At 69.3% G+C, this 26,844-nt stretch carries 25 protein-coding genes and 4 pseudogenes; 17 read left to right on the forward strand and 12 right to left on the reverse strand.

The genetic code is table 11. The annotated features are described in order from the left end of the window. Positions 1-161: 161 nt before the first annotated feature. Complete coding sequence (locus AB0H32_RS03895) at positions 162-968, reverse strand: rhomboid-like protein (RefSeq protein WP_361113731.1); 807 nt, start codon at positions 966-968, stop codon at positions 162-164. 219 nt (positions 969-1,187) lie between these two features. Between AB0H32_RS03895 and AB0H32_RS03900 the strand changes: the two genes are divergently transcribed. The 4 genes from AB0H32_RS03900 (at position 1,188) to AB0H32_RS03915 (ending at position 7,919) form a co-directional block, all read left to right on the forward strand. Beyond that, positions 1,188-1,865 (forward strand): spermidine synthase, encoded by a 678-nt coding sequence (locus AB0H32_RS03900; protein WP_361113733.1) that lies wholly within the window; start codon positions 1,188-1,190, stop codon positions 1,863-1,865. Between the two features lie 109 nt (positions 1,866-1,974). Then, complete coding sequence (locus tag AB0H32_RS03905) at positions 1,975-2,715, forward strand: response regulator transcription factor (RefSeq protein WP_361113736.1); 741 nt, start codon at positions 1,975-1,977, stop codon at positions 2,713-2,715. Beyond that, a complete protein-coding gene (locus AB0H32_RS03910) occupies positions 2,712-3,833 on the forward strand; it encodes an ATP-binding protein (RefSeq protein WP_361113739.1) in 1,122 nt (373 codons plus the stop codon). The genes AB0H32_RS03905 and AB0H32_RS03910 overlap by 4 nt, the downstream gene beginning before the upstream one ends. A gap of 291 nt (positions 3,834-4,124) precedes the next feature. Next, complete coding sequence (locus AB0H32_RS03915) at positions 4,125-7,919, forward strand: multifunctional oxoglutarate decarboxylase/oxoglutarate dehydrogenase thiamine pyrophosphate-binding subunit/dihydrolipoyllysine-residue succinyltransferase subunit (RefSeq protein ID WP_361113742.1); 3,795 nt, start codon at positions 4,125-4,127, stop codon at positions 7,917-7,919. Between the two features lie 167 nt (positions 7,920-8,086). On the opposite strand, the gene AB0H32_RS03920 is transcribed toward AB0H32_RS03915, so the two are convergent. Beyond that, positions 8,087-8,266 (reverse strand): DUF6104 family protein, encoded by a 180-nt coding sequence (locus AB0H32_RS03920; RefSeq protein WP_023586593.1) that lies wholly within the window; start codon positions 8,264-8,266, stop codon positions 8,087-8,089. 345 nt (positions 8,267-8,611) lie between these two features. Between AB0H32_RS03920 and AB0H32_RS03925 the strand changes: the two genes are divergently transcribed. Both AB0H32_RS03925 and AB0H32_RS03930 read left to right on the forward strand, forming a co-directional pair. Next, entirely contained in the window at positions 8,612-9,535 is a 924-nt protein-coding gene (locus AB0H32_RS03925) for a DUF4097 family beta strand repeat-containing protein (RefSeq protein WP_361113745.1), read from the forward strand. Between the two features lie 2 nt (positions 9,536-9,537). Further along, entirely contained in the window at positions 9,538-10,608 is a 1,071-nt protein-coding gene (locus tag AB0H32_RS03930) for a helix-turn-helix transcriptional regulator (protein ID WP_361113748.1), read from the forward strand. 189 nt (positions 10,609-10,797) lie between these two features. On the opposite strand, the gene AB0H32_RS03935 is transcribed toward AB0H32_RS03930, so the two are convergent. From AB0H32_RS03935 to AB0H32_RS03950, 4 genes are all read right to left on the reverse strand, one after another. After that, a complete protein-coding gene (locus AB0H32_RS03935; RefSeq protein WP_361113751.1) occupies positions 10,798-11,361 on the reverse strand; it encodes a Clp protease N-terminal domain-containing protein in 564 nt (187 codons plus the stop codon). After that, entirely contained in the window at positions 11,361-11,570 is a 210-nt protein-coding gene (locus AB0H32_RS03940) for an HTH domain-containing protein (protein ID WP_361113754.1), read from the reverse strand. Before AB0H32_RS03940 ends, AB0H32_RS03935 begins: the two co-directional genes overlap by 1 nt. A 118-nt stretch (positions 11,571-11,688) precedes the next feature. Continuing rightward, positions 11,689-12,654: a zinc-binding dehydrogenase gene (locus AB0H32_RS03945; protein WP_361113757.1), complete on the reverse strand. Its 966-nt coding sequence runs from the start codon at positions 12,652-12,654 to the stop codon at positions 11,689-11,691. A 302-nt stretch (positions 12,655-12,956) separates the two neighbouring features. After that, complete coding sequence (locus AB0H32_RS03950) at positions 12,957-14,180, reverse strand: NADP-dependent malic enzyme (RefSeq protein WP_361113760.1); 1,224 nt, start codon at positions 14,178-14,180, stop codon at positions 12,957-12,959. A 631-nt stretch (positions 14,181-14,811) separates the two neighbouring features. Here AB0H32_RS03950 and AB0H32_RS03955 point away from each other — a divergent pair. Genes AB0H32_RS03955 through AB0H32_RS03965 form a run of 3 tightly spaced genes read left to right on the forward strand, consistent with a single transcriptional unit; the run spans position 14,812 to position 17,550 of the window. Further along, positions 14,812-15,771 carry an ABC transporter substrate-binding protein gene (locus AB0H32_RS03955; protein WP_361113763.1) on the forward strand — a complete coding sequence of 320 codons (960 nt, stop codon included), beginning with the start codon at positions 14,812-14,814 and terminating at the stop codon, positions 15,769-15,771. A 37-nt stretch (positions 15,772-15,808) separates the two neighbouring features. Further along, on the forward strand, positions 15,809-16,747 hold the full coding sequence (locus tag AB0H32_RS03960; RefSeq protein ID WP_361113765.1) for an amino acid ABC transporter permease: 939 nt from the start codon (positions 15,809-15,811) through the stop codon (positions 16,745-16,747). Beyond that, entirely contained in the window at positions 16,744-17,550 is an 807-nt protein-coding gene (locus AB0H32_RS03965) for an amino acid ABC transporter ATP-binding protein (RefSeq protein ID WP_361113769.1), read from the forward strand. Before AB0H32_RS03960 ends, AB0H32_RS03965 begins: the two co-directional genes overlap by 4 nt. Positions 17,551-17,601: 51 nt before the next feature. Here the strand turns inward: AB0H32_RS03965 and AB0H32_RS03970 are convergent. Continuing rightward, positions 17,602-17,787 (reverse strand): annotated as a pseudogene (locus AB0H32_RS03970) (SAM-dependent methyltransferase); the annotation flags it as partial. 318 nt (positions 17,788-18,105) lie between these two features. Here AB0H32_RS03970 and AB0H32_RS03975 point away from each other — a divergent pair. The 5 genes and pseudogenes from AB0H32_RS03975 to AB0H32_RS03995 form a co-directional block, all read left to right on the forward strand. After that, positions 18,106-18,309 (forward strand): transposase, encoded by a 204-nt coding sequence (locus tag AB0H32_RS03975; RefSeq protein ID WP_361113772.1) that lies wholly within the window; start codon positions 18,106-18,108, stop codon positions 18,307-18,309. Positions 18,310-18,693: 384 nt separating this feature from the next. Beyond that, a complete protein-coding gene (locus AB0H32_RS03980; protein ID WP_361113775.1) occupies positions 18,694-19,029 on the forward strand; it encodes a hypothetical protein in 336 nt (111 codons plus the stop codon). After that, on the forward strand, positions 19,029-19,601 hold the full coding sequence (locus AB0H32_RS03985; protein WP_361113778.1) for a DUF6529 family protein: 573 nt from the start codon (positions 19,029-19,031) through the stop codon (positions 19,599-19,601). The genes AB0H32_RS03980 and AB0H32_RS03985 overlap by 1 nt, the downstream gene beginning before the upstream one ends. A 63-nt stretch (positions 19,602-19,664) precedes the next feature. Next, a complete protein-coding gene (locus AB0H32_RS03990; protein WP_361113781.1) occupies positions 19,665-19,832 on the forward strand; it encodes a hypothetical protein in 168 nt (55 codons plus the stop codon). A 255-nt stretch (positions 19,833-20,087) separates the two neighbouring features. Continuing rightward, positions 20,088-20,495, forward strand: a pseudogene (locus AB0H32_RS03995) (ATP-binding protein); the annotation flags it as partial. Positions 20,496-21,458: 963 nt separating this feature from the next. On the opposite strand, the pseudogene AB0H32_RS04000 reads toward AB0H32_RS03995, so the two are convergent. Next, positions 21,459-21,861, reverse strand: a pseudogene (locus AB0H32_RS04000) (class I SAM-dependent methyltransferase); the annotation flags it as partial. 100 nt (positions 21,862-21,961) lie between these two features. Here AB0H32_RS04000 and AB0H32_RS04005 point away from each other — a divergent pair. Next, complete coding sequence (locus AB0H32_RS04005; protein WP_361113784.1) at positions 21,962-22,591, forward strand: CGNR zinc finger domain-containing protein; 630 nt, start codon at positions 21,962-21,964, stop codon at positions 22,589-22,591. Here the strand turns inward: AB0H32_RS04005 and sodX are convergent. Continuing rightward, on the reverse strand, positions 22,495-22,929 hold the full coding sequence (gene sodX, locus AB0H32_RS04010) for a nickel-type superoxide dismutase maturation protease (protein ID WP_361113985.1): 435 nt from the start codon (positions 22,927-22,929) through the stop codon (positions 22,495-22,497). The genes AB0H32_RS04005 and sodX overlap by 97 nt on opposite strands. A 145-nt stretch (positions 22,930-23,074) precedes the next feature. On the opposite strand from sodX, the gene sodN reads away from it, so the two are divergent. Next, positions 23,075-23,470, forward strand: coding sequence for a superoxide dismutase, Ni (gene sodN, locus AB0H32_RS04015; protein WP_356142172.1), 396 nt, complete (start codon positions 23,075-23,077; stop codon positions 23,468-23,470). A gap of 7 nt (positions 23,471-23,477) precedes the next feature. On the opposite strand, the pseudogene AB0H32_RS04020 reads toward sodN, so the two are convergent. Next, a pseudogene (locus AB0H32_RS04020) lies at positions 23,478-23,765 on the reverse strand (tyrosine-type recombinase/integrase); the annotation flags it as partial. 933 nt (positions 23,766-24,698) lie between these two features. Here AB0H32_RS04020 and AB0H32_RS04025 point away from each other — a divergent pair. Then, on the forward strand, positions 24,699-25,940 hold the full coding sequence (locus tag AB0H32_RS04025) for a PP2C family protein-serine/threonine phosphatase (RefSeq protein ID WP_361113787.1): 1,242 nt from the start codon (positions 24,699-24,701) through the stop codon (positions 25,938-25,940). 115 nt (positions 25,941-26,055) lie between these two features. Here AB0H32_RS04025 and AB0H32_RS04030 read toward each other — a convergent pair whose 3' ends face one another. After that, positions 26,056-26,217 carry a hypothetical protein gene (locus AB0H32_RS04030; protein ID WP_361113790.1) on the reverse strand — a complete coding sequence of 54 codons (162 nt, stop codon included), beginning with the start codon at positions 26,215-26,217 and terminating at the stop codon, positions 26,056-26,058. Positions 26,218-26,222: 5 nt separating this feature from the next. Next, positions 26,223-26,828, reverse strand: coding sequence for a DUF5994 family protein (locus AB0H32_RS04035; protein WP_361113793.1), 606 nt, complete (start codon positions 26,826-26,828; stop codon positions 26,223-26,225). Positions 26,829-26,844 lie beyond the last annotated feature (16 nt).

Here is a 26,844-nt window from a genome sequence, read left to right on the forward strand (position 1 = left end):
TTCACCGATGTTCCCGAGTTTGTGTTCGCTGTGAGCGATCGGGTGGTGACTGGCGCGTTTGGGCAGGCAGGGGCGCCTGAGGGGGTGGGGGGTTCGGACACGTGCGCGGGCGCGGGCTCGTGGTGGCCGCTCGCGCAGTTCCCCGCGTCCCCGGGCTGGGCTCAGCCGGAGAGTGCCGACAGGCGCCAGCGGCGTACCAGCGGCCAGCCGGCGATGCCGATGCCCAGGGCGATCAGGTGGCCCCAGTTGGTCATCGGGTCCAGGAAGTCGATCAGGTCGCTCACGAGCATGCCCGCGAACAGGGCGAGCAGGGGCCAGCGGAACCAGGGGGTGAGCAGGCCGGCCAGGGCGCCGGTGCTGGCCGCGACGCCGAAGCTGATGCCGTAGTCGAGGCGGTGCAAAGAGGTGTCCGGGAGGTGACCGAGCAGGACCGCGAGGCCCACCGGGACCTCCGTCGCAAGGGTGGCCAGGACATGGCCCGCCAGGAACACACAGGCCGCCCGCGCCCCGCCTATCCGCCGCTCCAGCGCGGTCAGCACCAGCACGAAGGCGACCGCGTACGGCGAAACGATCCCGCCGGCGATCCACAGCGCGCTCGCCAGCAGCACCAGCACGGGCGTGCGCACCAGGTGGGCGACGTCGGTGCTGGAGTCCTGGTACAGCGCGTGCACGAGGGCGGGGGCGGCGTAGGCGGCGAAGAGGGAGGTGACGGCGAGGACGGCCGCGTAGGCGAAGGTGAACGGCGTGCCGCCGGGGGTGGGCAGCAGGTGCCAGGGCCGGACGGGACGGCGAACCGTCGCGGGCGCGGAGACCGGTGCAGCGGAGGGAACCGGGGCCGGGGCCGGCAGCTCGCGCTGCCGTGGGACACCGTCGAGGAGCCCGGCGACGTCCGGCAGGGAACCGGCGGGAAAAGGCGTGCCCAGGGGCGGGGCCGCGGCCGTCGCAGGGCCGGTCACGATCCGTTCCACGGTGAGGCGCTCCTTCCGTCGCGCCCCACCCTTCGTGTTCTCGGGGCCGCTGTCTATGACCGACGCCACGCGAGAGCGGATTCACAGCAACCTCGAAGGCTCCGGACGCGTCCGGAGCCACCGGGTTCACGCCCGCCGCAGGCTCATCTGCGGACCATCCTCCTTCCCTTCCCCCTGAATTCCCGTGAAACCCGCCTCCCGTTCGACCAAGATGGATCCATGACTGCCCTGTACGACTCGCCCGTGGTCCTGGATCGTCGCGACGGCCCGTACGGGGAGGTGGTGCTGCGCCGGCACGGCGGGCTGCTGCAGATCATCGCCAACGGCTGCTTCCTGATGGACACGTCCGACGGGCGCTCGGAGCGACTGCTGGTCGATGCCGCGCACGACGCGCTGGACGGGCGCCCCGCGCCGGACGTGCTGATCGGAGGCCTGGGCGTGGGATTCTCTCTTGCACATGCCGCGGCGGACGGCAGATGGGGGCGGATCACCGTCGTGGAGCGGGAGCCCGCCGTCATCGGCTGGCACCGGGACGGCCCTCTTTCGGAGCTGTCCGCCGGGGCGATGGCCGATCCTCGGACCGAGATCGTCGCAGCGGACCTGGTTGCCTACATCCATGAGACATCGGACACGTTCGACGCCCTGTGTCTCGATATCGACAACGGCCCGGCCTGGACCGTCACCGAGGACAACGACAGCCTCTATTCGGCGAGCGGACTCGCCGCCTGCGCAAGGGTGTTGAGGCCGGGAGGGGTTCTGGCGGTATGGTCGGCGCAACCCTCTCCGGAATTTGAAGGAACCATGCGGAATGCCGGGTTCCGGCAGGTGCGTACCGAAGAGGTGCCCGTTGCCCGGGGCGTTCCGGACGCCGTACATCTCGCCGTCCGCCCTGGATAGCGACGGCACGGTGTGTCCCCGTAATGTGCTGCCCTGACGCGGATCATTCAAGCGTCAATCGCAGGCATGGGATCACCCCACTGGTTCCGGAAAGCAACAGGGGCGGGCGATGGAGCAGACACACACCTCCCAGACCGGCGCGGCCACGACCTCCCCGGGCGCGCAGCGCCGGGTGCTGGTCGTCGAGGACGACCCCACGATCGTCGACGCCATCGCGGCCCGGCTCCGCGCCGAGGGATTTCTCGTACAGACGGCGTCCGACGGTCCGGCCGCGGTCGACACGGCCGAGGCCTGGCAGCCCGACCTGCTGATCCTCGACATCATGCTGCCGGGCTTCGACGGACTCGAGGTCTGCCGGCGGGTGCAGGCGCAGCGGCCGGTGCCGGTGCTGATGCTCACCGCGCGGGACGACGAGACCGACATGCTGGTCGGGCTCGGCGTCGGCGCCGACGACTACATGACCAAGCCGTTCTCGATGCGGGAGCTGGCCGCGCGGGTGCACGTCCTGCTGCGGCGCATGGAGCGGGCCGCGCTGGCCGCCACCACGCCCCGCTCCGGCATCCTGCGCCTGGGCGAGCTGGAGATCGACCACGCGCAGCGCCGGGTGCGGGTGAAGTCCGAGGACGTCCACCTCACCCCGACCGAATTCGACCTGCTGGTGTGCCTGGCGAACACCCCGCGCGCGGTGCTCTCCCGGGAACAGCTGCTGGCCGAGGTCTGGGACTGGGCGGACGCCTCCGGCACCCGGACCGTGGACAGCCACATCAAGGCGCTGCGCCGGAAGATCGGCGCCGAGCGGATCCGTACCGTGCACGGCGTGGGCTACGCGCTGGAGACACCGACGCCATGAGCGAAGGGCGTCAGGCCGCACGGAGGAGCCCCGGGATGCCCGGAGAGGAACCCTGGGGCGGCGTGCGCCCGTTCTCGGTCAAGACCAAGCTGGGCACGTTGGTCGTCATCTCGGTGCTGATCACCACGGGTCTGTCGATGATCGCGGTGCACACCAAGACGGAACTGCGCTTCATCACGGTCTTCTCGATGATCGCCACACTCCTGATAACGCAGTTCGTGGCCCATTCGCTCACCGCTCCGCTGGACGAGATGAACGCGGTGGCCCGCTCGATCTCACAGGGCGACTACACCCGCCGCGTGCGCGAGAACCGCCGCGACGAGCTGGGCGACCTGGCACAGACGATCAACGTCATGGCCGACGAGCTGGAGGCGCAGCACCAGCAGCGAAAAGAACTGGTGGCGAACGTCTCGCACGAGCTGCGCACCCCGATCGCCGGGCTGCGCGCGGTGCTGGAGAACATCGTCGACGGGGTCACCGAGGCCGACCCGGAGACCATGCGCACGGCCCTCAAGCAGACCGAACGCCTGGGCCGCCTGGTGGAGACCCTGCTGGACCTCTCCCGGCTCGACAACGGCGTCGTACCGCTGAAGATGCGCCGTTTCGAGGTGTGGCCGTACCTGTCGGGCGTGCTGAAGGAGGCCAACATGGTCGCCTCCGCGCGCGCGGGCATCGCCTCGGGTTCCGGCAGTCACACCCGCACGGACGTCCATCTGCACCTCGACGTGTCCCCGCCGGAGCTGACCGCGCACGCGGACCCGGAGCGCATCCACCAGGTCGTCGCCAACCTGATCGACAACGCGGTCAAGCACAGCCCGCCGCACGGGCGCGTGACCCTGAAGGCGCGGCGCGGGCCGCAGCCGGATTCGCTGGAACTGGAGGTCCTGGACGAGGGCCCCGGCATCCCCCGGTCGGAGTGGCACCGGGTGTTCGAGCGGTTCAACCGCGGTGCGGTGACCCGGCCGCACGGACCGGGCAGCGACGGCGGAACGGGCCTCGGCCTGGCGATCGCCCGCTGGGCGGTGGATCTGCACGGCGGCCGAATCGGCGTGGCCGAATCCGACCGGGGCTGCCGGATCATCGTCACTCTCCCGGGACTGACTTCCGCCCCAAGTTGACGTAAAGTCCGAACCGGAGCCACAAGATCCACGGACGTACGCGCAGCCGGACACGTGTGATCAGGCACAGGCCCGGGACGCCGTCGCGCCGGGCCCCGCTCGGCGATCCCGCGCACCCCCGCCCAGATGCGGAACCACGCTTGTTTCCCGCCATATCAAGCCCTGAAACAAGATTTCTGATGTGACTTACGCGACGATGAACCGGCCCGACCTGACCTTCACGCTCTCGGGGGCGTAGCCTTTATTTCCGCTGTCCATCACCTTGTGAAGCGGAAGAGGGCGGTTGCCGCCGTGTCGCCACAGTCCCCCAGTAACTCGAGCATCTCGACCGACGACCAAGCCGGGAAGAACCCCGCTGCTGCGTTCGGTCCCAACGAGTGGCTCGTCGACGAGATCTATCAGCAGTACCTCCAGGACCCGAATTCGGTAGACCGTGCCTGGTGGGACTTCTTCGCCGATTACAAGCCGGGTGCACCGGCTGCGGCCGCGGGGGCCGCAGAGACCGTCACCACGGCCCCGCAGGCCCGGCCTGCGGCTCCGGCGGCCCCGGCCGCTCCGGCCCCGGCCCCGGCGGCCCCGAAGCCCGCGGCCGCAGCTCCGGCCCAGGCCCCGGCCCCGGCGCCCGCGAAGGCCCCCGCCCCGGCCAGGCCGGCGACGCCCGCACAGGCGCCGGCCCAGCCGAAGGCGAAGGCCGCGCCCGCCGCCGGAGCCCCGGAGGGTCCTGAGCTGATCACGCTGCGCGGCCCGGCCGCCGCCGTGGCGAAGAACATGAACGCCTCGCTGGAGCTGCCGACCGCCACCTCGGTCCGCGCGGTCCCGGTGAAGCTGCTGTTCGACAACCGGATCGTCATCAACAACCACCTCAAGCGGGCCCGGGGCGGGAAGATCTCCTTCACGCACCTGATCGGCTTCGCGATGGTGCAGGCCATCAAGGCCATGCCGTCGATGAACTGGTCCTTCGGCGAGAAGGACGGCAAGCCGACCCTCGTCAAGCCGGCGCACGTCAACCTCGGCCTGGCCATCGACCTGGTCAAGCCGAACGGTGACCGCCAGCTCGTCGTGGCCGCCATCAAGAAGGCCGAGACGCTGAACTTCTTCGAGTTCTGGCAGGCCTACGAGGACATCGTCCGCCGCGCCCGCGACGGCAAGCTGACGATGGACGACTTCACCGGCGTGACGGTCTCCCTGACCAACCCCGGCGGCCTCGGCACCGTCCACTCCGTGCCGCGTCTGATGCCCGGCCAGTCCGTGATCATGGGCGTCGGCTCCATGGACTACCCGGCGGAGTTCCAGGGCACCAGCCAGGACACCCTGAACAAGCTCGGCATCTCGAAGGTCATGACGCTCACGTCGACCTACGACCACCGGGTCATCCAGGGCGCCGCCTCCGGCGAGTTCCTGCGCCAGGTCTCGAACCTGCTGCTGGGCGAGAACGGCTTCTACGACGAGATCTTCGAGGCGCTGCGCATCCCCTACGAGCCGGTCCGCTGGCTCAAGGACATCGACGCCTCGCACGACGACGACGTCACCAAGGCCGCCCGTGTCTTCGAGCTGATCCACTCCTACCGGGTCCGCGGCCACGTCATGGCCGACACCGACCCGCTGGAGTACCGCCAGCGCAAGCACCCCGACCTGGACATCACCGAGCACGGCCTCACCCTGTGGGACCTGGAGCGCGAGTTCGCCGTCGGCGGCTTCTCCGGCAAGTCCCTGATGAAGCTGCGCGACATCCTCGGCGTGCTGCGCGACTCGTACTGCCGCACCACCGGCATCGAGTTCATGCACATCCAGGACCCCAAGCAGCGCAAGTGGATCCAGGACCGCATCGAGCGCCCGCACACCAAGCCGGAGCGCGAGGAGCAGCTGCGCATCCTGCGCCGCCTGAACGCGGCGGAGGCCTTCGAGACCTTCCTGCAGACGAAGTACGTCGGCCAGAAGCGCTTCTCGCTGGAGGGCGGCGAGTCCGTCATCCCGCTGCTGGACGCGGTCATCGACTCGGCGGCGGAGTCCCGTCTCGACGAGGTCGTCATCGGCATGGCCCACCGCGGCCGCCTGAACGTGCTCGCCAACATCGTCGGCAAGTCGTACGCGCAGATCTTCCGCGAGTTCGAGGGCAACCTCGACCCGAAGTCGATGCACGGCTCCGGCGACGTGAAGTACCACCTGGGCGCCGAGGGCACCTTCACCGGCCTGGACGGCGAGCAGATCAAGGTCTCGCTGGCCGCCAACCCGTCCCACCTGGAGACGGTCGACCCGGTCATCGAGGGCATCGCCCGCGCCAAGCAGGACATCATCAACAAGGGCGGCACGGACTTCACCGTCCTGCCGGTGGCCCTGCACGGCGACGCGGCCTTCGCGGGCCAGGGCGTGGTGGCCGAGACCCTGAACATGTCGCAGCTGCGCGGCTACCGCACCGGCGGCACGGTCCACATCGTCATCAACAACCAGGTCGGCTTCACCGCGGCCCCCGAGTCCTCGCGTTCTTCCATGTACGCGACGGACGTGGCCCGCATGATCGAGGCCCCGATCTTCCACGTGAACGGCGACGACCCGGAGGCCGTGGTCCGCGTGGCCCGCCTGGCCTTCGAGTTCCGTCAGGCGTTCAACAAGGACGTGGTGATCGACCTCATCTGCTACCGCCGCCGCGGTCACAACGAGTCGGACAACCCGGCCTTCACCCAGCCGCTGATGTACGACCTGATCGACAAGAAGCGCTCGGTGCGCAAGCTGTACACCGAGTCCCTGATCGGTCGCGGCGACATCACCCTGGAAGAGGCCGAGCAGGCGCTCCAGGACTACCAGGGCCAGCTGGAGAAGGTCTTCACGGAGGTCCGCGAGGCCACCTCGCAGCCGGCCGCCGCGGACACCCACGAGCCGCAGGACGGCTTCCCGATCGCCGTCCCGACGGCGATCTCCTCGGAGGTCGTCAAGCGCATCGCCGAGTCCCAGGTCAACATCCCCGACTCCTTCACCGTCCACCCGCGACTGCTGCCGCAGCTGCAGCGCCGGACGGCGATGGTCGAGGACGGCACGATCGACTGGGGCATGGGCGAGACCCTCGCGATCGGCTCCCTCCTCCTGGAGGGCACCCCGGTCCGCCTCTCCGGCCAGGACTCCCAGCGCGGCACCTTCGGCCAGCGTCACGCGGTCCTCATCGACCGCGAGACGGGCGCGGACTACACGCCGCTGCTCTACCTGTCCGAGGACCAGGCCCGCTACAACGTCTACAACTCGCTGCTCTCCGAGTACGCGGTCATGGGCTTCGAGTACGGCTACTCGCTGGCCCGTCCGGACGCGCTGGTGATGTGGGAGGCGCAGTTCGGCGACTTCGTCAACGGCGCGCAGACGGTCGTGGACGAGTACATCTCGGCGTCGGAGCAGAAGTGGGGCCAGACGTCCGGCGTCACCCTTCTCCTCCCCCACGGCTACGAGGGCCAGGGCCCGGACCACTCGTCCGCCCGTATCGAGCGCTTCCTCCAGCTGTGCGCGCAGAACAACATGACGGTCGCGATGCCCACGCTCCCGTCGAACTACTTCCACCTCCTGCGGTGGCAGGTGCACAACCCGCACCACAAGCCGCTGATCGTCTTCACCCCGAAGTCGATGCTGCGCCTGAAGGCCGCGGCCTCGAAGACGGAGGAGTTCACCACGGGCCAGTTCCGCCCGGTCATCGGCGACGAGTCGATCACCGACCCGGCGGCCGTGAAGAAGGTCGTCTTCTGCTCCGGCAAGGTCTACTACGACCTGGAGGCCGAGCGTCAGAAGCGCGGCGTCACGGACACGGCGATCATCCGCATCGAGCGCCTGTACCCGCTGCCGGGTGCCGAGCTCCAGGCGGAGGTCAACAAGTACCCGAACGCCGAGAAGTACCTGTGGGCCCAGGAGGAGCCGGCGAACCAGGGTGCCTGGCCGTTCATCGCGCTCAACCTGATCGACCACCTGGACCTGGCGGTCGGCGCGGACATCCCGGCCGGCGAGCGGCTGCGGCGCATCTCGCGTCCGCACGGCTCGTCCCCGGCGGTGGGCTCCGCCAAGCGCCACCAGGCCGAGCAGGAGCAGCTGGTGCGTGAGGTGTTCGAGGCGTAAGGCCTCCGGCACGGCATGTGCCAAGGGCCCGGCCCCGAGTCCGCAGGGACTCGGGGCCGGGCCCTTGGCACACCGGCCGGGTGCCGGCCCGGGTACCGCACACGGCCGGATGCCGGCCTCGGTACGCCGTGCGGGGCGCTGACGCCGCCCGCCCGGGGCGGTCGGCGTTACTCTTCGTCCTCGTCGTCGAGCCGGGCGAGCCAGGTCGCGAGCCGCTCGACGGGGACCTCGAAGTCCGGGTTGAGATCGACGAACGTGCGCAGCTGCTCGGCAAGCCACTCGAAGGTGACCTCTTCCTCGCCGCGCCGCTTCTCCAACTCCTCGATACCGCGGTCGGTGAAGTACATGGGGTGCCTCTCCTGCGTCTGCGTCCGTACGGATGAAGAATCCAGGGACAGCCTATGCGCAGTCGCACGACCGGGACGGCCGCCGAAGCACCGCGGCCGATCGCTCACGTGCCGGCCGGCCGATCGCACATGTGCCGACCCGCCGTGACCGGCACCGCCGCTCCCCGCGGCCCCTTCCGGGCGCTCGTTGTTCCAGCCACACCTCGCGGTCAACGGCCGCCACCGCCGCTCGGCTCCCACGAACGGGTGCCTTGACTTTCCCCAACCACGATATATCGTGTTTCACAGAAGACGCGATATGGCGTGTCGCGGTGGCGCGGCCGCGTCCGGTCGAGGAGGTTCCCCATGTCCGAGTGGTCCGTCGCCGAACCCCGAAAGCTCACCTTCGACGCCCCCGTGAGCGACCTTCACGTGCGCATCGTCAACGGAACGGTGAACGTCGTGGGCACGGACGAGGGTTCCGCCCGCCTGGAAGTCTCGGACATCGAGGGCCCGCCCCTGATCGTCACCCAGCAGGGCGGCACCCTCACCGTGGCCTACGAGGACCTGCCCTGGAAGGGCTTCCTGAAGTGGCTCGACCGCAAGGGCTGGCGCCGCAGCGCCGTCGTCTCCCTCACGGTCCCCGCCGACACGCGCGTGGAGGTCGGCGTGGTCAGCGCCGGCGCGGTCGTCTCCGGCATCGGCGGCTCCTCGGTGGTCAAGGGCGTCAACGGCGACACGACCCTCGTCGGCCTCTCCGGCCCGGTCCGCGCCGACACCGTGTCCGGAAACCTGGAGGCCCAGGCCGTCACGGGCGACCTGCGGTTCAACTCGGTCTCGGGCGACCTGACCGTGGTCGAGGGCTCGGGCCAGTCCGTCCACGCCGACTCCGTCAGCGGCTCCATGATCATCGACCTGGACCCGGACGGCCCCACCGACGTCCGGCTGACCAGCGTCTCCGGCGAGATCGCCATCCGCCTGCCGCACCCTGCGGACGCGGACGTGGAGGCGAACACCACGAGCGGCACGATCTCCAACGCGTTCGAGGGCCTGCGGGTGCACGGCCAGTGGGGTGCCCACAAGGTCACCGGCCGGCTCGGCGCGGGCAACGGCAGGCTCAGGGCCACCACGGTCTCCGGCTCCATCGCCCTGCTGCGCCGGCCGCCGGGCGAGGAGGAGAAGGACACCTCCGAAGACACCCCCAGGGAGACCGAGCCTCCCGCCGGCCCCGCGGCCGCGGAGACACCCACCGCCCCGGCCGACGGCACGACCGACAAGAAGGTGCTCTGACTATGCCCCCCGTCTTCGCCCACGGCCGCCTGCGCCTCTATCTGCTCAAGCTGCTCGACGAGGCCCCGCGCCACGGCTACGAGGTGATCAGGCTCCTCGAAGAGCGCTTCCAGGGCCTGTACGCCCCCTCGGCAGGCACGGTCTACCCCCGCCTGGCCAAGCTGGAGGCCGAGGGTCTGGTCACGCACACCACCGAGGGCGGCCGCAAGGTGTACGCCATCACGGACGCCGGGCGCGCCGAACTGGCCGACCGCAGCGGCGAACTGGCCGACCTGGAGCTGGAGATCCGCGAGTCCGTCGCCGAACTCGCCGCCGAGATACAGGCTGACGTGCGCGGTGCCGCCGGCGATCTGCGGCGCGAGGTGCGCGCGGCGGCCTCCGAGGCCCGCAGGGGCGGCAAGGCGGCCGGGGCGGGCCCGTTCGGGGAGTACGGCGACCTCGGCGACAAGGAGGCCTGGCGGGCCGCCAAGGAGGAGATGCGCCGAGTCAAGCAGGAGTGGAAGGAACAGGCCCGCCGCGCCAAGGACGAGAGCCGCCGCGCCCGCGAGGAGGCCCAGCGGGCCCGCCATCAGGCCCAGGAGGCGCAGTCGCGGGCACGGGCGCAGGCGCAGGAGGAGATGCAGCGCATCGCCCGGCACGTCCAGGACCGCGTCCAGGACCACTTCGCGCGCGGCGACTGGCCGACCGGCGTACGGGAGGGCCTGACCGAACTGGCCAAGGAATTCGGCGAGTTCGGCAAGGGCTACGGCAAGGAGTTCGGCAAGGACTGGGGCTTCGGCCGCCCCGCCGAGGAGTCCGCCCCGGGCTCGCGCACGTCGGCTCCCGCCGCGGAACCGGACTACTCCTCCACCCCGGAGGACTTCCCGGCCGCGTACGAACCGTCCTGGGCCCACGAGGACTCCACCGGCGACCCGGCCCGTGACCTGGACCGCCTCCTCGACCGCTTCCGCGACGACATCCGCGACGCGTCCCGCGACCACGGCGTCACTGCCGACCAGCTCCGCGACGTCCGCCGCCATCTGTCGACGGCGGCGGCCCACATCGGGGCGATACTGCGCGGCCCCAAGGTCTGAGCCGCCCCGGCACGGCGGTGCGCCCGAACCCTTCGGGCGCACCGTCGGCGGCCGCCCGAGCCGTCCGCCGAGCCGTCCGCCGAGGCGTCCGCACCAGCGAGTCCGACAAGCCGCCCGACCTGTCCGCCCGACCTGTCCGCCCGACCTGGCCGTCCTGGCCGTCCTGGCCGTCCGCCGAGTTGCCCGCCGTCAGCCGGCCTGGGCCGTGCCCTCGCCGTACAGCACGCGCCGCAGGGACTCGTGGGTCACCCCGTGGTCGGCGAGCACCTCGGCCGGGACTCCGGGGCGCAGGGTCAGGGCGAGCAGGATGTGTTCGTCGCCGATGTGCCGGTCGCGGCGGTCGACGGCAGTGCGCAGGGCCCCTTCCAGGATGCTCTTGGCGCCAGGGCTGAAGGAGCGGCGCCCCGACCACCAGCCCTTGTCCCGGCGGTCGCCGGCCATCGCCCCGGCACCGTGTGCCTCCTCGACCCGGGAGACGATCTCCCCGACGTCGATCCCGAGCCCGGCGAGGGCGTCCGTCTCGGCCCGGGTCAGGCCTCCTCGTCGCCGCGCCTGGCCCAGCGCCTCCCGTACGGACGCCTTGCGGTCGGTGAGCCCGAGGGCGGCCAGCGCGAAGGAGGCACGGCTCGCCTCGCGGTCGAGGAGGGCGAGCAGCAGATGCTCGGCATCGACGACCTGCGCCCCCTCGCGTTCCCCCTTCTCGACAGCGCCCCGTACGACGTCGCGCGCGTCCTTGGTGAAGCGTTCGAACATCACAGCCTCCCGTACTTCTTGTGCACGGCCTGCCTGCTGACACCCAGCTCCGCGGCGATTTCCTGCCACGACCAGCCTTGATTGCGCGCACTGCGCACCTGTACCGCTTCCAGTTGCTCCAGCAGCTTGCGGAGCGCGGCCACGGCCCGCAGCCCGACCCGTGGATCGCGGTCACCGGCACGCTGGGCGAGATCGGTTGCCTCGGTCATGATGTCAACTTACGTTGACATCCGACGGGTGTCAACCATGATTGACGCCGTGGACACGGAAAAGGCGGGCCCGGTATCCGGACCCGCCCGGCCGCGCCCCCGAAGGGACGTCAGGATGTCAGGAGTTGGTGAGCACGATCTTCCCGAACTGCTCGCCGGACGCGAGCCGTTCGAAGCCCTCGCGGGCCCGGTCCAGGGGCAGCACCTCGTCGATGACGGGCCGCACGCCGGTGGCGGCACAGAAGGAGAGCAGGTCCTCCAGCTCTTCCTTGGTGCCCATGGTGGAGCCGACGACCTTCAGCTCCAGGAAGAAGATCCGGGTCAGCTCGGCATGCGAGGGGCGGTCGCCGCTGGTGGCGCCGGAGATGACGATCGTGCCGCCGGGCCGCAGGGACTTCACCGAGTGCGACCAGGTGGCCGCCCCCACGGTCTCGATGACGGCGTCCACGCGCTGCGGCAGCCGGGCCCCCGGCTCCACCGCCTCGACCGCCCCCAGCTCCAGGGCCCGCTTCCGCTTGGCCTCGTCCCGGCTGGTGGCGAAGACCCGCAGACCGGCCGCCTTGCCCAGGATGATCGCGGCCGTGGCGACACCGCCGCCCGCGCCCTGCACGAGGACCGAGTCACCGGGCCGCACCCCGGCGTTGGTGAACAGCATCCGGTACGCCGTCAGCCACGCGGTCGGCAGACAGGCGGCCTCCGCGAAGGACAGCTCCTTGGGCTTGGGCAGGATGTTCCAGGTCGGCACGGCGACCTGCTCGGCGAAGGTGCCCTGGTAGCGCTCGGTCAGGATGGAGCGGGGCTCCTTCGGGCCGACACCGTGGCCGCTCTGGCCGATGACGGAGTGCAGGACGACCTCGTTGCCGTCCTCGTCGATCCCGGCGGCGTCGCAGCCGAGGATCATCGGCAGCCGGTCCTCCGGGAGCCCGACGCCCCGCAGGGACCAGAGGTCGTGGTGGTTGAGGGAGGCGGCCCGCACGGTGACGGTGCTCCAGCCGGGCCGGGCCTCGGGAGCCGGACGCTCTCCCAACTCCAGGCCGGAGAGCGGCTGGTCGCGGTCGATTCGGGCGGCGTAGACAGCGAACATGGGCTCGACGATAGGGTCCCGGCTCCGCCGAAGGAACCAGCGGCGTCTGTGACACATACCCTCTTGCGCAGCGGCACCCGTGCGGCGCAGCAGCACTTGAACGCCAAAGCCGTACCAAGCCGGGCCCGGACACCACAACCGAACGACGGCAGGCCCGGACACCACAGCCGAACGACGGCAGGCCCGGACACCACAGCCGAACGACGGCGAACCCGGGCGGTGCCTTCACGGCACCCGAACGGACGGGTGGGTGGGCAAAGGAAATGGCCCCGCCCAAACGGGCGGGGCCATTCGGCGCAGCGTCAGCGACGGGCAACGCCCTCGGCACGAGCAGCAGCCGCAACCGCCGCGGTGACGGCCGGAGCAACCCGCTCGTCGAACGGCGACGGAATCACATAGTCGGCGGCAAGATCGTCACCCACGACGGCGGCCAGCGCCTCCGCGGCGGCGATCTTCATCCCCTCGGTGATCCGGCTGGCCCGCACCTGCAGCGCGCCCGCGAAGATCCCGGGGAAGGCCAGCACGTTGTTGATCTGGTTGGGGAAGTCCGAGCGCCCGGTCGCGACGACCGCCGCGTACTTGTGCGCGACGTCCGGGTGCACCTCCGGGTTCGGGTTGGCCATCGCGAACACGAAGGCGCCCTCCGCCATGGAGGCGACTGCCTCCTCCGCGACCGTACCGCCGGAGACGCCGATGAAGACGTCGGCGCCCGCGAGGGCCTTCTCCAGCGGGCCGGAGATGCCGGCCTTGTTGGTGAAGGAGGCCAGTTCCCGCTTGACCGGGGTGAGGTCCTCCCGGTCCGACGACACGACGCCCTTGCGGTCCGCCACCGCCACGTCCCCGATGCCGGCCTCGACCAGCATCTTGGCGATGGCGACACCGGCCGCGCCGGCGCCCGAGATGACGGCCCGCAGCTGCCCGATCTCGCGCCTGCTCAGCCGCGCCGCGTTGCGCAGCGCCGCGAGCGTCACGACGGCCGTACCGTGCTGGTCGTCGTGGAAGACCGGGATGTCGAGGCGCTCCTGCAGCCGGCGCTCGATCTCGAAGCACCGGGGGGCAGAAATGTCCTCCAGGTTCACTCCGCCGAAGGAGGGAGCGAGCCGGACCACGGTCTCGACGATGTCGTCCACGTCGGTGCAGTCGAGCGCGATCGGCACCGCGTCGACGCCGCCGAACTGCTTGAACAGGATCGCCTTGCCCTCCATGACGGGGAGGGAGGCCTGGGGACCGATGTCCCCGAGTCCGAGCACGGCCGTGCCGTCGGTCACGACGGCGACCACCGAGGACTTCCACGTGTAGTCGTTGACCAGCTCCGGCTGCTCCGCGATCGCGGTGCACACGCGCGCGACGCCGGGCGTGTACGCGAGGGAAAGGTCGTCCTTGTTCCGGACCGGCACGGTGGCCTGCACGGCCATCTTGCCGCCGCGGTGCAGCGCGAACGCCGGATCGAAGGAATCGAGGGGCTCGGCCCCGCCGTCCTGATCCGCTGTGCTGTCGCTGCGAGGATTGACGATCTCCGCTGCCACTTTGTCTTACCCCTTAGGTATGCATGGTTTGAGGGTCGACCACTCCTGGTGAGGGGTGGGCGGGCACCGCGTAAGACCCGGTTGCTGATACGTACGGGCACATACGCGACGGGCGCGCCGCACACGCGCCCTGAGCCCCGGATGAGGGGTGTAAAGAACCTTCTTACCGGACGGACGGCGGTCACGACGAGTCCATTAGGTCCAAGGTCACATCTCGGGACCAGAAAGCCACACGCGAATGACGCGCGGCTGACATGAGCGCAACACGGGTGCGTCGCGGGCGCGACACGGCCGTGACCCGGCGGCGACGCGCGGCCGACCGGCCGGCGAACACGACGATCGGGCCGGCGAACGAGACGATCGACCGAAACGATGGACCACATCGTGAGATGGTCCGAAGATTTTCCGGCCTGAATGATGGATTTCCGCAGATGGTGCGGCCCTGAGGCCCCGTCCTGGCGGGACCTGGCGCGGTTCGGAAGTCACCCGTTATGCGATTTTGACATATTGACGCCCCTGAATGGCGTAGTCCGAATGGCAAGATGCCGTAAAGCCACGAGGTCGCGGCACCCGAAAGTGTGTGTTTCCGTCGACCCATCGGCATGTCTTCCCATCTGCCGGAGGAACCACGATGACCGCAAGCTTCACCCCTCGTACGACCGCCGCGCGCTCCCGGCTGGCTGCGGTCGGCGCCATCGCGGTCGCGGGCGCCCTGCTGCTCACCGGCTGCGGTGACCAGACCAAGGACAAGAACAAGGACTCCGGCAGCGCCTCCAGCGCGAGCGCCCCGCTGGCCGACAAGCTCCCCCAGGAGTACCGCGGCAAGGGGAAGATCAAGGTCGGTTCGGACATCGCCTACGCCCCGGTGGAGTTCAAGGACTCCTCCGGCAAGGTCGTCGGCCTCGACCCCGACCTTGCGGCCGCCATGGGCAAGCAGCTCGGCGTGACGTTCGAGTTCGACAACGGCACCTTCGACGGGCTGCTCACCGGTCTGCGCTCGGGCCGCTACGACATCGCGATGTCGGCGATGACGGACAACAAGAACCGCCAGGAGGGTGTCGACCCGGACACCGGCAAGAAGGTCGGCGAGGGCGTCGACTTCGTCGACTACCTGACCGCCGGTGTGTCGATCTACACGCGCAAGGGCGAAACCCAGGGCATCACGTCCTGGACGGACCTGTGCGGCAAGAAGATCGCCGTGGAGCGCGGCACCGTCTCGGAGGACCTGGCCAAGCAGGAGGCCAAGAAGTGTCCGAGCGGCAAGAAGCTCACCATCGAGGCATTCGACGACGACCAGCAGTCCCAGACCCGTCTGCGCTCGGGCGGCGTGGACGCGGCCTCCTCCGACTTCCCGGTCGCCGCGTACGCGGTGAAGACCTCCGGTGGCGGCAAGGACTTCCAGATCGTCGGCGACCAGGTCGAGGCGGCCCCGTACGGCATCGCCGTCGCCAAGAACGACGCGAAGCTGCGGGACGCGCTCCAGGCCGCGATGGACGCGATCATCAAGAACGGCGAGTACCAGAAGATCCTCGAGAAGTGGGGCGCCCAGGACGGCGCCGTCAAGGAGTCCGCAGTCAACGGCGGCAAGTGACCCGCGCATCCCGAGCGGCCACCGAGAGGCAACACCCGTGACTGACATCGACAAGACGGCCGGGGGGCCGAGCGCTCCCCCGGCCGGCCCGGAGGCCATCAAGGCCATCCCGGTCCGGCACTACGGACGCTACGTCACCGCCGTCATCGCGATCGCGATCCTGGTCGCGATCATCTACGCGTTCGGCCAGGGCAGGATCAACTGGCACGCGGTACCCGACTACTTCTTCGACGACCGGATCATGACCGGCGTCGGCAAGACCCTCCTGCTGACAGTCCTGTCGATGCTGATCGGCATCGTCGGCGGCATCGTCCTCGCGGTGATGCGCCTGTCGAAGAACCCGGTGACCTCGTCGATCGCCTGGTTCTACATCTGGTTCTTCCGCGGCACTCCGGTCCTGGTCCAGCTGTTCCTGTGGTTCAACCTGGGTCTGGTCTTCGAGTACATCAACCTGATGCCGTTCTACAAGGACTACTGGTCGAACTTCATGACGCCGCTGCTGACGGCGTTGCTCGGCCTGGGTCTGAACGAGGCCGCGTACATGGCCGAGATCTGCCGGGCCGGCCTGCTCGCGGTGGACGAGGGCCAGACCGAGGCGGCCCACGCGCTCGGCATGAGCCACGGCAAGACCCTGCGCCGGGTGATCATCCCGCAGGCGATGCGCGTGATCGTGCCGCCGACGGGCAACGAAGTGATCAACATGCTGAAGACGACCTCGCTCGTGGCGGCCGTCCAGTATCCCGAGCTGTTCCGCTACGCCCAGGACATCGGCCAGAACTCCGGTGCCCCGGTGGAGATGTACTTCCTCGCCGCGGCCTGGTACCTGATCATGACCTCGGTGCTGAGCGTGGGTCAGTACTACATCGAGCGGTACTACGCCCGTGGCTCCAGCCGCCAGCTGCCGCCGACCCCGTGGCAGAAGGTGAAGGCCAACATGCTGTCGCTGGGACGCCCGAAGGGAGCGGTGGGCGCATGACCGACAAGCTGAGCAAGACGCAGGACGCCCGGCCGCAGGGCACGGTCCCGATGGTCAGGTCGCAGGGCGTGCACAAGTCCTTCGGCCACGTCGAGGTACTGAAGGGCATCGACCTGGAGGTCAAGCCGGGCGAGGTGTTCTGCCTCATCGGCCCCTCCGGCTCCGGCAAGTCGACGTTCCTGAGGTGCATCAACCACCTGGAGAAGATCAACGGCGGCCGTCTGTACGTGGACGGCGAGCTGGTCGGCTACCGCCAGAAGGGCGACAAGCTGTACGAGCTCAAGGACAGCGAGGTCGCGCTCAAGCGCCGGGACATCGGGATGGTCTTCCAGCGCTTCAACCTGTTCCCGCACATGACGGCCGTGGAGAACGTCATGGAGGCGCCGGTCCAGGTGAAGGGTGCCAGCAGGGCCCAGGCCAGGGAGCGCGCACTGCAGCTCCTGGAGCGGGTGGGCCTCGCGGACAAGTCCGGGAACTACCCCTCGCAGCTCTCCGGCGGCCAGCAGCAGCGCGTGGCGATCGCCCGGGCCCTCGCCATGGACCCGAAGCTGATGCTGTTCGACGAGCCGACCTCGGCCCTCGACCCGGAGCTGGTCGGTGACGTCCTGGACGTCATGCGCGACCTCGCCGAGTCCGGCATGACGATGGTCGTGGTCACCCACGAGATGGGCTTCGCCCGTGAGGTGGGCGACAGCCTGGTGTTCATGGACGGCGGAGTGGTGGTCGAATCCGGTCATCCGCGCGATGTCCTGACCAACCCCCAGCACGAGCGGACGCAGTCGTTCCTGTCCAAGGTCCTCTGACGCCCGTCCGGTGAGAAGGGCGGTACGGGTTCTCCGTACCGCCCTTCCGCGTCACTTCAGTGCCGGCAGCAGGGTGCCGGACGGCGAGCACCACACCGCCCGCGCCTCCCCGAACCCCTTCTCGCGCAGCACGCGCGCGTGCCGGGCCACCGACGGCATGTCCCCGTCGGCATGCTCGCCGTAGATCTCGAAGCGCCGGGCGATGGGTTCGGCGAGGACCGGGTCCTGGGCCACGAGGGGTTCGCTGTGCAGTCGGTGCCGGGCCGTGGCGGTCAGGAGCGCGCAAGAAGACCGCCTACCGGCTCTGTTCGCGAGATCGGACAGCAGTTGTTCACCAGTCCCGGCAGCATGCTCGTGGGGTTCAATTCGAACACCCGGCGCCGGATCGGCGACTGAGGCCGGCGCTGAGGAAGTGGCCCACCGTGGCCTACCGCATCAGTGCCGCATCCGATGGCTGAGCCCGCGTTGTCGCATGTACTGACCTGAACGGGGATGGAAGGGGCCTGTCTCTGATGTCGAGGCGATGCCCCACACACGCAGCTTGAACGGACAGCGGTGACGCTTCCCTCCTCGGGGCCGGTTCTGGCTCCGGTTGATGTCCACGCAGGCACTTCGTCGGCCAACCTCGCCGTCGTCGCCCTCGACCGCCTGGAGTCGCTCGTCCGCAACCCGCTCAAACGCCTCCCGTACCGGCCCGAGGTCCTCGACGGCTTCATCGCCGGAACCGGCCTGGCCCTCGCCGACCCGACGTCACCCTGACGAGCCAAAGTCAGGTGTACGGGGACCTCGCCAATGGAGCAGCGACTGCCCAGGCGGACCAATTGGAGTGGACAGGCCCCGAGCACCCGGGGCCAACTGGGAGAAGAGGTCCGCTGGGGTCTTTTCCCGCGGCTGCACGGATGCGCCGTTCGACACCATGGAGCGCTCATGAAAGGAACGGCCGCGGCGACAGTGCCGACGGTTTCCGCCGTGCCGCTTGCTGCTGCACGCCACTGTCCCAGCCGGACGGCCTCGTCCGCTTGCGCCAGGCCCACATCCGGAGCGATGTCAGCGGGCATCCCCGTATGCATCGGCCCGGCCGCACCCGGCAGCCCGGCCGCCGCCATGGGCACGGGCACGGTGCACTTCAGCAAGCTCCGTCCCATGCTGGATGACGCCAAGGGGCGGACGCTCTCCCTGTCCGAGGCCGCCAGGTCGACCACACCGGCCAGCGGCGGAGCACACGCGTGTACCTGGCCGCCGCCGCTCGCCTCCGGCACCCCCAAGGCGGCCCCGTTTGCCAGGAGCAGCCTGATCAGCGCCTCGAAGCGCTCCAACGGCATCACTCAAGTGACCTGCATCGGGCACCCGCAGCACTGCTTCGCGGGTAACACGCCGGCCGGTGACACCAACGGCGGGGAAACCAGCGCGTGCGGCGCCACAGTGGTACGTCGTCAAGGCATCCGGCAGCAAGGTCGAACCCGATTGATCGGGGACTGATGACCGGGCACACGGGCGCGCAGAAGCGGCGCCCCACACGAACGGTGGCGGGCCTTTTGGCTGCTTTGCTGCCGGTCGCGGTCACGGTGGGGGTATATGCGTTCGGCCGCACGCACACACCCGACTACACCAGGAGCCTGTTCGGGCAGCACGGCGTCGGCGTCATCGATCTCAAGGCGCGCCTGGGCAGCGCTCTGATGGCACTCGCGGTCGTCCAACTGCTGCTCGGGCTGTGGATGTACCGGCGCCTACCGGGAGCGGGGGCCGCGCCGCACCGGGTGCAGCCCACACACCGGCTCATCGGCCTTCTTGCCTTTCTGCTGTCGCTGCCCATCGCCTACCACTGCATCACCGCCTACGGAGTCGAGTTCACGAGCAGCCGAGTGGCGGTGCACTCCATCGCGGGCTGCGTCCTGTACGGCGCGTTCGTCGCCAAGGTGCTGGTGGTACGCAGCCGCCAACTGCCCGGCTGGGCGCTTCCGGCCGCAGGCGGCGCCCTGGTCACCGCCATCGCACTGCTGTGGTACACAGCCGCCTTGTGGGTCTTCGTCGGCTCCGCCCCCGGCTTCTGACCGTGCTATCACCAAGGCCCGCCATGGCCTGCACGGCAGCCCTGTTGCAGATCGGACATCGCGTTGCTCCGTGCCATCGCCTCTCCCGGCCGCGTTGGCCGCCCGCACGACCGGGGTGGCGACCGCACGGAGAGGCAGGACGAGGCGATCTTCGTGCACCCTTCGCAGTGGTACACCGACCACGAGATCGATCTGCGACTGGACGGCACAGTCACCACGATCGACCGCTGATTCGAACGGTGTCGCCGGCCAAGTGCCTCCCGCAGTGGTGAACAACTGCTGCCCGATCGCGCGGACAGAGCCACTGCAGGGGATTCGCTCTGGCCACTCGCATCCTTGCAGGTCAACGTCACCTTGCAGCTGTCGGGGCGTCAGATCACCCAATTCCGCTGAATACCCAGGACGAAAGAGCCCTTTCGTCACACTGCTCGAGGCCACTACCACCAGTCACGGTCAAGCGGCATGATGAGGGGCATGGGAAGCCGGGACGAGGGGCCGGCGACGATGGCCGATGCGGTGCGGCTGCTCGCCGCCGAGGTCGAGGGCCACTACGGCGTCCCCATCGAGGTCGTGGTCGTCGGTGACTGCGTCCTGGACGAGAAGCTCAATGCGCAGATGCAGGCCGCGTGCGAGGCGATGGTGAACGCCGCCAAACACGGTGGCGAGGGCGGCGCCGTGCAGGTCTACGCGGAAGTCGAGGGTAGGACGGTCATCGTGGCCGTGCGCGACCGCGGCCCGGGCTTCGACCTCGACTCGATACCCGCCGACCGCATGGGGGTCAGAGAATCGATCACCGGCCGGATGCAGCGCAACGGCGGCACGGCGCGGCTGCGCGCGGTGCCGGAGGGCGGCACGGAGGTCGAGCTGGAGATGGACCGCGCTCAAGGTGATGCATCGTCAAAAGGCATGACCTGGCTCAGCTTTCCGTCAGGATCAGGTGATCTCGTGTGGTCTGCCGTTGTAGCCCGCCAGTATCGTGAAGCACAGCGGGAGGAGGAGCAGGCCAGGCAGCGTGAGCGGGTGCGGCGCCTCCGACGAGTACGCAAAGCCGTCGGGAGGGCGGAAGCCTGTGCTGTGGCTGGGCTCTTTGCCCTGGCGGTGGTCGGGTACGCCATCTCCGCCCTTGCCACACGCAGCGTACTGGAAAGCACCCAGCACGGGCAGTTCAGCCCGTCGGACACCGCGCAGATCATTACTGCGATCGGCGGGCTGACGACAGCCGTTGGCCTCAGCATCGCAGGTGTTCTGAAGGCACTTGCTCTCCTTGTTCATGCGCGTGCCGACATGGTGCGCGCCCGTGAAAGTCTTCCGCCAGGGGAGGGAGCAGCGGTGGCCGACGAAGGCGAGCCGACAACATGACGGCTGACCCGCGAGGCGGGCGGCGATGGCGTGCGAGGTAGTGGGCTTGCGCTCGCCGGCAGGGGCGCCGTGGAACTCGGCGCCGCCCAGTGCGGCTGCAGGAGCGCGGCTCATGCCTCGCCGGCAGATCAGGTAGCACGGCGGGGCCAGTGTCTCAATGCCGCTTCCTCGAACTGCGAAGACTCCTCGAGTGCTGCAGAAATCCGAGCTGGGATGCCTCGTCCTCATGGATGTCTCATGAGACGTACCGAACGTAGAGAACATCTGCGTCCCAGCCGCATCCGACCGGCGTACCTCACTAATCTCGCGTCCAAGATCGTGTTTGAGTTCCAAGGAACAAGCTGAGACCCGTTGCTGAACCCAGGGCGATGCAACGCCACACCACCGCAGCTGAACCCCCCCAGGGATCTGGCCGACAACCACCACGCCCCGTCCGGCTCCTGCTGGACGGGGCGCACTCATGCATCCAGGATGATCGCTGAGGGGAACAGCCATACTCCAGAAGGCGGACATCGGTACCGTGTGGTTAACGAGCGCTCCCGGTCAGGACCGCGTCGCAGGAGTCGTACGGCAGTTTCGCCGTCCACTCGGGGTCCTTGAGGTCGGCGGTGACGAAGGAGACGCGGTCGCCCCCCTCGAAGGTGCCGTGCGCGATGGCGAGCAGCGCCGGGTCGAGGTCGACCCCGGTGCTGGTGGCTCCGGGGAACCGGGCCGGCAGCCGGGCGGTGATGCTGCCGGTGCCGCAGGCGAGGTCGAGCACGCGCGGAGCCGTGCCGACAAGCGCCTCGACCATATCGAGCATGATCCGGAACCGCTCCTCGCGGTCCGCCATGAACCACTCCTGCTGCCGGTCCCAGCTCTCCTGCCAGGCGGCCCAGTCGGTTCCGGTACCGGTCGTCATGAAATCCCCGTCCCCTCACCGGCACGTAATACCCTTTAGGTACGACCGGCTGTTACCCGACCGCAGACACGACCATAGAGCGCCCTCGTAAGGATTACAAGTGGAACTGGCCTATTACTCGGATTACGCCGTACGTCTCGTCAACAGCGAGGACCCGGCCCGGGGCAAGGACTCGCTGACCTCGGTCGAGGCCATCCGCGACCTCTTCGGCGCCAACTCGTCGGCGGCCCGCCGCGCCACCGACACCGACGTCACGCGCTTCCGCTCGGTACGGGGCAGGCTGCGCGGGGTCTTCGAGGCGGCGGACCAGGGCGACGAGACGCTCGCCGTGGACCTCCTGAACTCGCTCCTCCTGGAGTTCCCGGTCAGCCCCCAGATCTCCGGCCACGACCACCGCGACGAGGACGGCCGCCCCCTGTGGCACATGCACCTGGCCGACCACCCGTCGAACGCCACCGCCGGCTACGCGGCGATCGCGGCGATGGGCCTGGCCTTCCACCTGACCGAGTACGGCGTGGACCGCCTGGGCCTGTGCCAGGCCGCCCCGTGCCGCAACGCCTATCTCGACACGTCCACGAACCGCTCCCGGCGCTACTGCTCGGACCGCTGCGCGACCCGCGCCAACGTGGCCGCCTACCGGGCCCGCAAGCGCCTGGAGGCCGACCGGTCGGGCAGCAGCGGCCTGGCGGCCGAGAAGATCCAGCGCGCCAGCGCCACCGGTGAGCGCTGACCGCTCTTCAGCGGCCGGTACCTGAACCGCGCCCTGCCGAGGACCAGCTCCTCGGGAACGACCCCGTAGTCGGTGCTGTCCCCACCCGCGTACGGATTGTCCCCGAGCACCCACCAGCCGCCCTCGCGCAACTCCACGGCACGCTTGACGACCAGCAGGTCCTGCTGGAAGGGATGACGCAGGACGACGATGTCCCCCGGCCTGACCGAGGCCCCGTACCGCACCAGCAGCCGGTCCCCGTGATGCAGCGTGGGCACCATGGACGGGCCGGTCACCTCGGCCAGTCCGAAGAGTGCTCCCGTCCTCCCCCGCTCGGTCTCCTGCGACAGCTCCGGCATCCCCGGCACCTCCCCGGTCCGTTCCTCCACCAGTCTCAGTCTGACCCTGGACTTTTGTCCTAAGCCCTAGGGGGCACTCGCGAAAACCCGTCCCTCAGGGAGTAATGTCCCACCTGAGAAGACGATCACGAGGAAGGAATGCTCCATGCTTTCCCGCCTGTTTGCCCCCAAGGTCAAGGTCAGCGCGCACTGCGACCTGCCCTGCGGCGTGTACGACCCGGCCCAGGCCCGCATCGAGGCGGAGTCCGTGAAGGCCGTTCAGGAGAAGATGGCCGCCAACGACGACCCGCACTTCCAGGCGCGTGCCACCGTCATCAAGGAGCAGCGCGCGGAGCTGGCCAAGCACCACGTCTCCGTGCTCTGGAGCGACTACTTCAAGCCCCCGCACTTCGAGAAGTACCCGCAGCTGCACCAGCTGGTCAACGACACCCTGAAGGCCCTCTCGGCCGCCAAGGCGTCGACGGACCCGAAGACGGGCGAGAAGGCGCTGGAGCTCATCGCCGAGATCGACCGCATCTTCTGGGAGACCAAGAAGGCCTGATCTTTGGCTAGGCCGTTTGACCTGCGGTTTCGCGGGTCGTATCGCCTACCTGTCCGCACCCGGTCCGCAGGCCGCCGAGCATGGCGTCCATGACGGTCCGGGTGCGGTCTTCTTCGCCCGGCCACAGGTGGGCGTAGATCCGCAGCGTGATGACGGCGGACGCATGGCCGAGAACCAGCTGCACATGCTTGACGCTTGCTCCGCCGGCGATGAGGGCGGAGGCGAAGAAGTGGCGCAGGCCGTGGGTCACCATGCGGGGCAGCTCGACGGGCTTGCGGCCATCGCGGGCGGCTGCCGCCAGGAGTGATCAGCCGACGCACGATGGTGGCCGACAGTTGGCTGTTGACCATGCCCAGCACACTGGCCGACAAGCCGGCTCCCCTCGCTCCGGCACCTGACATGGGTGGCGCTTTCCAGCACCGCACGAGGCTTTTCGACCGACGCCGGACCACACGAGGCGTCGCCCGGACATGCGTCGCCGAGACCCTTGTCCAATGGGGCCGGACCGAACGCCTCGACGACGTCCAGCTGTGCGTCTCCGGACTCGCCGCCAACGCCATCCCGCACGGAGCCCCCGCCGGCGGACTGGTCCTGGTGCGCGTCACGCTCGACGATCTCCAACTCCGCATCGAAGTACAGACAGGGGCGACGCCCCACCCCGCAGACGACCCGTACCGGCCGGCGCCGCCAGCGGTCGCGGCCTACTGCTCGTCTCGGCCGTCGCCGACCACTGAGGCGTGGAGGAACGCCAGGGCCCCGGCAAGTGTGTGTGGGCCGTGCGCTCCCTGTAAGGCGACAATGGTCTGCGACGGCGGCGTCGTGTGCGGCGGACAGTTCGGTCACGTCCGTCGGCAGCTCCGGAGGGTGGGCGGCAGGGGAGGTCGCAAGGACGGCCGTGCGCTGGAGTCGTTCGGACAGCCCCCGAAGTGTGGTGCCGCTCCATGGGGGATTTGGTGCACAACGGGTTTGAAAGCCAGCTGTCCTGATCACCTATGACATGCCACGTTTGACGTAATGGGCACTTTGGGTTGGTCGGCCGCGTCACTCTGGAGGGGTTGATCACGGTCGCGTCAGGAGCCCTGTGTACGGATCACGTGAGAGGGTCGAGCGGATCGGCCATCACCGCCGGATGGCCCGAGCGTGTCGGAGCCGGCGCTGCATCCGCAGCACGATGTCGGCAGGGACACTGTGACCGAGACTTTGAGGACACCGGTGCAAGGGCGCGGCCATGGCACAAGGTGATCGGCGACCGGACAACGGCATGATTGACCGTTCCGAAGGGTTCGGTGAGCGGCTGCTGGGGGTGCTGCTGGACCGGGCACACGAGATGCCGCCGCAGCTGATCGCCCCGCTGATCGCGGAAGAGGTGGCCAGGGTCGGTGGTCGCGACGTCTCGATCCTGCTGCAGGACTATGGCCAGCTGGTGCTGGTACCGCTGCCGGGTCGGCGGCTGATGGTCGGCGAGCCCGAGCCGATCAGTGACTCTCCCTCCGGCATGGCCTTCCTGCAGGCAACCACTGTCGAGGTGCCGCAGTCCGACGGCGTCCGGATGTACCTACCGCTGCTGGACGGCAGCGACCAGGTGGGAGTGATGGGCCTCACCCTGGACACCGTCGATGACGACGACCGGCGGCTACTGCGCAGACTCGCCGGTCTGGTCGCCGACATGCTGGTCACCAAGCACAGCTACACCGACCAGTTCTTCCTCGCCCGGCGCCGCGAACCGATGAGCGTGGCCGCGGAGATCCAGTGGTCCCTGCTGCCGCCGCTGGCGATGTCCGTCCCCCAGACAGCGGTGGCCGGAATCCTGGAGCCCGCCTACAGCGTCGCAGGCGACAGCTTCGACTACGCCCTCAACGAGGACATCCTGCACCTGGCCATCGTCGATGCGATGGGCCACGGCCTGGACGCCGCCACTATGGCGACCGTCGCCGTCGGGGCCTACCGGCACGCCAGACGTGCCGGCATCGGCCTGTCCGAGATCTATGCGTTCATGGACCGGGCCATCGCCGACCAGTTCGGGCCCGACCACTTCGTCACCGCGCAGATGATGCGGCTGAACATCGCAACGGGCCACCTGCAGTGGGTCAACGCGGGCCACCCCGCACCGCTGCTGATCCGCAACCACCAGGTCGTCCGGCAACTGACAGGCCCGACCACCCTGCCGGTCGGTTTCGGCGGTGAAGAGCCCAGGATCAGCGAGCAGATGCTCCAACACGGCGACCGGGTGCTGTGCTTCACCGACGGCCTGATCGAGGAACACGAAGCCGGTGAAGAGCAGTTCGGCGAGGAACAACTCATCCACTGGGTCAACCGCATCGAACACACAGAGAAGGGAGTACGCGCGGTGGTGCGCGCACTCTCCCACGCTCTGAAGCAGCAACGGGGCGGCCGCACCAGCGACGACGCGACCCTCTTCCTGATCGAGTGGCGCGGGGGCGCCGCCGACCACCTCGCCATCCTGGAGTGAGCCGACAGCCGCACCACCATGGACATGGCCTACGGCACGCAACCCGTTCCACTCTCGCCGCTGCCCGCGAACCCCCTGCCGGCGCAGTCGGCTCCGCGATCCTCCATGGGCGGGTTCACTTCTCCGTACGGTGCCACGGCCATAGCCGCCACCGCCGGGGACGGCCGGACGGCAAGGTCGCCATGCGACCATCGTGGCTCGCGGTGAACAGCTGGATCACGATCACACCCAAGACGAGCATCGCGAGGAGCACGCTCACCGTCGCGAAGGTGTCCATGCCTCTCACACTCCTTCTGGCGGGGTCGGCACGTGACCGATGACCGCTCTGCCAGGAGCACGTGAGTCCGGGTGGTGGGCGTCATGTCCGCCTTCGGAGTCCCAGAACGCCTCCCGGAACGAGTCCGAGTCGGCCTCTGCCTCTGCCGCGGTCCGGAAGCGTTCGGCCTCATGGATGAGGCCGGTAGCCGTGAGGCTCCGCGACGGGTCGGTGGCCATGGCCATCAGCCGGGCCGCGGTGGCCGGCTCTGTCTCCGGTGGGACCACGAGCAGGTCCCAGCGGCCGACGGTGTAGGAGAGCAGCAGCAGCTTGTGCGGGTCTTGCTCGGCCTCGAACCAGCCGACATGCACCACGTGCCCGTGGACGGGCACCTTTCGCGGGATGACCGGCCAGAACGCGGGGTTCACCGTTACTCGGGTGATCCGCCCCCACAGCGGGTCGAGGACCTCGATGAGCGCCGGAAGCCCCGCCTTCAGGTCGCGGGAGCGGGGCCACCAGGCACCGTCGATCAGGGCCGGGGCCGTCTCGGCGGGTGCCAGCAGGAGTCGGGGTGGCAACGAAGAAAGGGGCCGCTCCCCGACCGCGAGCGTCGACAGAATGGTCGCGGTCATGATGCGGACCCAACCC

The sequence above is a fragment of the Streptomyces sp. NPDC020362 genome (assembly GCF_040642095.1).
Taxonomy (GTDB): Bacteria; Actinomycetota; Actinomycetes; order Streptomycetales; family Streptomycetaceae; genus Streptomyces.

Coding starts and splice junctions, on each gene's coding strand:
- AB0H32_RS03900 (WP_361113733.1), top strand. CDS start 1,188: ATGACTGCCCTGTACGACTCGCCCGTGGTCCTGGATCGTCGCGACGGC.
- AB0H32_RS03905 (WP_361113736.1), top strand. CDS start 1,975: ATGGAGCAGACACACACCTCCCAGACCGGCGCGGCCACGACCTCCCCG.
- AB0H32_RS03910 (WP_361113739.1), top strand. CDS start 2,712: ATGAGCGAAGGGCGTCAGGCCGCACGGAGGAGCCCCGGGATGCCCGGA.
- AB0H32_RS03920 (WP_023586593.1), bottom strand. CDS start 8,266: ATGTACTTCACCGACCGCGGTATCGAGGAGTTGGAGAAGCGGCGCGGC.
- AB0H32_RS03925 (WP_361113745.1), top strand. CDS start 8,612: ATGTCCGAGTGGTCCGTCGCCGAACCCCGAAAGCTCACCTTCGACGCC.
- AB0H32_RS03930 (WP_361113748.1), top strand. CDS start 9,538: ATGCCCCCCGTCTTCGCCCACGGCCGCCTGCGCCTCTATCTGCTCAAG.
- AB0H32_RS03935 (WP_361113751.1), bottom strand. CDS start 11,361: ATGTTCGAACGCTTCACCAAGGACGCGCGCGACGTCGTACGGGGCGCT.
- AB0H32_RS03940 (WP_361113754.1), bottom strand. CDS start 11,570: ATGACCGAGGCAACCGATCTCGCCCAGCGTGCCGGTGACCGCGATCCA.
- AB0H32_RS03945 (WP_361113757.1), bottom strand. CDS start 12,654: ATGTTCGCTGTCTACGCCGCCCGAATCGACCGCGACCAGCCGCTCTCC.
- AB0H32_RS03955 (WP_361113763.1), top strand. CDS start 14,812: ATGACCGCAAGCTTCACCCCTCGTACGACCGCCGCGCGCTCCCGGCTG.
- AB0H32_RS03965 (WP_361113769.1), top strand. CDS start 16,744: ATGACCGACAAGCTGAGCAAGACGCAGGACGCCCGGCCGCAGGGCACG.
- AB0H32_RS03980 (WP_361113775.1), top strand. CDS start 18,694: ATGCTGGATGACGCCAAGGGGCGGACGCTCTCCCTGTCCGAGGCCGCC.
- AB0H32_RS03985 (WP_361113778.1), top strand. CDS start 19,029: ATGACCGGGCACACGGGCGCGCAGAAGCGGCGCCCCACACGAACGGTG.
- sodX (WP_361113985.1), bottom strand. CDS start 22,929: ATGCCGGAGCTGTCGCAGGAGACCGAGCGGGGGAGGACGGGAGCACTC.
- sodN (WP_356142172.1), top strand. CDS start 23,075: ATGCTTTCCCGCCTGTTTGCCCCCAAGGTCAAGGTCAGCGCGCACTGC.
- AB0H32_RS04025 (WP_361113787.1), top strand. CDS start 24,699: ATGGCACAAGGTGATCGGCGACCGGACAACGGCATGATTGACCGTTCC.
- AB0H32_RS04030 (WP_361113790.1), bottom strand. CDS start 26,217: ATGGACACCTTCGCGACGGTGAGCGTGCTCCTCGCGATGCTCGTCTTG.
- AB0H32_RS04035 (WP_361113793.1), bottom strand. CDS start 26,828: ATGACCGCGACCATTCTGTCGACGCTCGCGGTCGGGGAGCGGCCCCTT.